The organism is Blautia sp. DFI.6.71 (assembly GCF_020593585.1).
Taxonomy (GTDB): Bacteria; Bacillota; Clostridia; order Lachnospirales; family Lachnospiraceae; genus Blautia_A; species Blautia_A wexlerae.
Window position 1 is genome coordinate 1 of the sequence record NZ_JAJDMJ010000100.1, and the last position, 3,742, is coordinate 3,742.

3 protein-coding genes are annotated in these 3,742 nt (G+C 40.5%); all 3 read left to right on the forward strand.

Features of this window, described 5'->3' with window-relative positions; genetic code table 11:
* Nucleotides 1–182 precede the first annotated feature (182 nt).
* The 3 genes from LJE12_RS19260 (at nt 183) to galE (ending at nt 3,569) form a co-directional block, all read left to right on the forward strand.
* Entirely contained in the window at nt 183–1,109 is a 927-nt protein-coding gene (locus LJE12_RS19260) for a nucleotidyltransferase family protein (protein ID WP_173704449.1), read from the forward strand.
* Nucleotides 1,110–1,113: 4 nt separating this feature from the next.
* Entirely contained in the window at nt 1,114–2,214 is a 1,101-nt protein-coding gene (locus LJE12_RS19265; protein ID WP_331466217.1) for a phosphotransferase enzyme family protein, read from the forward strand.
* A gap of 338 nt (nt 2,215–2,552) precedes the next feature.
* Complete coding sequence (gene galE / locus LJE12_RS19270) at nt 2,553–3,569, forward strand: UDP-glucose 4-epimerase GalE (protein ID WP_008705897.1); 1,017 nt, start codon at nt 2,553–2,555, stop codon at nt 3,567–3,569.
* The last annotated feature ends 173 nt before the right edge of the window (nt 3,570–3,742 follow it).

Here is a 3,742-nt window from a genome sequence, read left to right on the forward strand (position 1 = left end):
GCAATCTGGAATGAATTTTGGCTACGTTACTGTGAACGGAGTGAACAGTAACGTTTGCGATTGTGAAAGGTATTATGTAACACGTTTTGACCTCGAAATCATAGTATGATAAGATGAATGTAAAAAGTTACCAGGCAATCTGAGAGTAACGAAAAACATTTAAAGAAAAGAGGAAAAAAATTATGAAGAAACCAGTATTAGTAGTTATGGCAGCAGGTATGGGAAGCCGTTACGGTGGTCTGAAACAGATCGATCCGGTGGACAAAGAGGGACACATCATCATGGATTTCTCCATTTATGATGCAGTACAGGCCGGATTCCGAAAAGTAGTATTTATTATCAAAAAAGAAAATGAAGCAGACTTCAGAAGCGCCATCGGTGACCGTCTCAGCAATCAGCTGGAAGTATCATATGTTTTCCAGGATCTTCACAATATTCCGGAAGGCTATGAAGTACCGGAAGGACGTGTGAAACCATGGGGAACCGGACATGCCGTATTAAGCTGCATCAATGAAATCGATGGACCATTCGTTGTGATCAATGCAGATGACTATTATGGAAGCCATGCATTTAAGATGGCATATGATTTTCTGACAGAGAACGAAGATAACGCGGATATTTACAGATATATGATGGTCGGCTATAAACTGGAAAATACTTTGACAGAGAATGGCCATGTGGCAAGAGGTGTGTGCGTTACAGATGAAGAAGGACATCTTCTTAAGATCAACGAGCGTACCCATATCGAAAAGCATGACGGCGGCACAGCTTATACAGAAGACGATGGAAAAACATGGACTATGCTTCCGGAAGGCAGTACAGTATCCATGAATATGTGGGGATTTTCAGCAAGCATTCTGAAAGAGCTGAAAGACAGATTTCCTAAATTCCTGGATGAGAATCTGAAAATAAACCCGCTGAAATGTGAATATTTCCTGCCATTTGTAGTAGATGAACTTCTCGGTGAGAAGAGAGCAACTGTAAAAGTTCTGAAATCTATGGATAAATGGTATGGTGTAACCTACAAAGAAGATAAACCTGTGGTAGTAGCTGCCATTCAGAATTTAAAAGATGGAGGGCTGTATCCACAGAAATTATGGGAGGAATAATTGAGTGGAAATTAACCGGGAAATAAAGAATATCACCAGTGCATTTGTTCTGGAAGATAATCTGACAGAATGTATTCCTTATGGAAGCGGACATATCAATGACACTTACCGCCTGACTTATGATACAGGCAAACATTATATTCTTCAGAAAATGAACAGGAGTATTTTTACCAAACCTGTGGAACTGATGGAGAATGTCAGCGGTGTTACTGCCTGGCTGAAGAAAAAGATCCTAGAAAACGGTGGAGATGTGGAGAGAGAGACTCTGAATCTTGTGATGACAAAGGATGGACTTCCTTATTATGTAGATGAGGACGGAGAATACTGGAGAGTATATTTATTCATTGAAAATGCAACATGCTATGATATGGTAAAAGATGAGGAAGATTTTTACCAGAGTGCAGTTGCTTTCGGGCATTTCCAGAGGCTGCTTGCAGACTATCCGGCAGAAACGCTTCATGAGACCATCGTAAATTTTCATAATACGGTGGACAGGCTGGATAAGTTTAAAACTGCTGTGGAAAAAGATATATGTCACAGAGCAGCAGATGTGGAAAAAGAGATTCAGTTTGTGCTGGACCGCACAGAACTGGCACATGTCCTGTGCGATATGCAGGATCAGGGAAAACTGCCGTTACGTGTTACACATAATGATACCAAGCTGAATAACATTATGATTGATAATGCAACGGGAAAAGCCATCTGTGTGATTGACCTTGATACCGTAATGCCGGGTCTTTCCGTAAATGATTTCGGTGATTCTATCCGCTTTGGTGCAAGTACCGGAGCAGAGGATGAGAAAGACCTGACGAAGGTGTCCTGCGATCTTCACTTGTATGAAGTTTATGTCAAAGGTTTCATTGAAGGTTGTGGCGGTGCACTGACTGAGACAGAACTGGATATGCTTCCCATGGGAGCAATCCTTATGACCTTTGAATGTGGAATGCGTTTCCTCACAGACTATCTGGAGGGAGATCATTATTTCAAGATTCATAGAGAGGGACATAATCTGGATCGTTGCAGAACACAGTTCAAACTGGTGAAAGACATGGAAGAAAAACTTTCCCGGATGAAAGAGATTGTAAATAAGTATAAACAGGTATAAAAAAATGTACATGTCCATAAAGACTTGTATTTATGAACTGATTCGGATAGAATTATCCTGCGGGGATATGAGAGAAATCATATTTTCGCAGGATTTTCTACAATACATAATGTGCCAGGCAACGGTATTTTACAGTTCTGAATATAGGGTGCTGTAAAATACAGAGGTAAATTTTGCAGATGTGAAACAGGATATCCGCAGAATTTTATAGATTACACTCAGAATTATCAAGGATATTTCTGATGCTGTGAACTAATATAGGTATTGTTGAAAGAGAAAAAAACAGAAATTGCAAAAAACAGGTATTGTAGCAGGAAGACAGGTTAGGAGGAATTATTATGGCAATTTTAGTTACAGGTGGAGCAGGCTATATTGGAAGCCATACAGTTGTAGAATTACAGAACGCAGGATATGATGTTGTAGTTCTGGATAACTTAAGCAATGCAAGTGAGAAATCTCTGGAAAGAGTTTCCAAGATCACAGGCAAACCGGTGAAATTCTACAAAGCAGACATCCTGGACCGCGATGCTTTAAATGAAGTTTTTGATAAAGAAGATATTGATTCCTGTATTCATTTCGCAGGTCTGAAAGCAGTTGGAGAATCCGTTGCCAAACCCTGGGAATATTACGAAAATAACATTGCAGGAACCTTAACACTGGTAGATGTCATGAGAAAACATAATGTAAAGAACATTATCTTCTCCTCATCTGCAACTGTATACGGAGACCCGGCAATCATCCCGATCACAGAAGAGTGCCCGAAAGGACAGTGCACAAATCCATATGGATGGACAAAATCCATGCTTGAGCAGATCCTGACAGACATTCAGAAAGCAGATCCGGAATGGAACGTAGTTCTTCTCCGTTACTTTAACCCGATCGGTGCTCACAAGAGCGGAACTATCGGAGAGAATCCAAACGGAATCCCGAACAACCTGATGCCATATATCACACAGGTTGCAGTAGGTAAACTGAAAGAACTTGGGGTATTCGGAAATGATTATGATACTCCGGACGGAACTGGTGTGAGAGATTACATTCACGTAGTTGACCTTGCAAAAGGACATGTAAAAGCTCTTAAGAAAATCGAAGATAATTCCGGATTAAGTATCTACAACCTTGGTACAGGAAAAGGCTACAGTGTTCTTGATATTGTGAAGAATTTTGAAGCTGCTACAGGTGTTAAAATTCCATATGTGATCAAGCCACGTCGTCCAGGCGATATCGCAACCTGCTATTCCGATGCTTCCAAAGCAGAGAGAGAACTGGGATGGAAAGCAGAGAACGGTATTAAAGAAATGTGTGCTGATTCCTGGAGATGGCAGTCCAATAATCCGAATGGTTATGAAGAATAATTAAATCAACTGAATGCAGGTGCATTTAGCAACTTGCCTGCGGAAAATCAATATCCCCCACACATGGAAGGAATGTTCATGCGTGGGGGATGTTTTTAAATTATAATCCTAGTGCTGCATCCGGTTAGTAACAATACTTTACAGTACTGAAAAAATTTGCTATACTCCATCAA

Bases quoted from the DNA above. Each gene is read 5' to 3' on its own strand.
- galE (WP_008705897.1), top strand. From the start codon at position 2,553: ATGGCAATTTTAGTTACAGGTGGAGCAGGCTATATTGGAAGCCATACA.
- LJE12_RS19260 (WP_173704449.1), top strand. From the start codon at position 183: ATGAAGAAACCAGTATTAGTAGTTATGGCAGCAGGTATGGGAAGCCGT.